We start from the raw sequence: 279 nt of genomic DNA on the forward strand, positions 1-279 counted from the left end.
GCCGGTGTATCGACGCTGGCGATCACCTGCGCGATGCGCTCCAGGTTGTCGGCGTAATCGGTGATCACCAGGGTGTTGTTGCCCGGATTGGCGGTGATCGCATTGTCCGGGCTGATCATCGGCCGCAGCACCGCCACCAGCGCAGCCGCGTTCTCGTAGCGCAGCGCGAAGGTGCGGGTGGTCACCTCACCGCTGGCACCGCCCGTGCCGACACGTCCTCCCAGCAGCTTGGCATCGGCCTGCGGCACCACCCGGCTGACGCCGCCGTTCTCGACCACC

1 protein-coding gene is annotated in these 279 nt (G+C 68.5%); it reads right to left on the reverse strand.

What is annotated here, in order from left to right:
* The coding region (locus EN850_RS36070; protein WP_210238113.1) for a secretin N-terminal domain-containing protein at nt 1–279 on the reverse strand (279 nt) is incomplete at both ends.

This window comes from Mesorhizobium sp. M8A.F.Ca.ET.207.01.1.1 (genome assembly GCF_004794715.1).
In the GTDB taxonomy this organism is placed as follows: domain Bacteria; phylum Pseudomonadota; class Alphaproteobacteria; order Rhizobiales; family Rhizobiaceae; genus Mesorhizobium.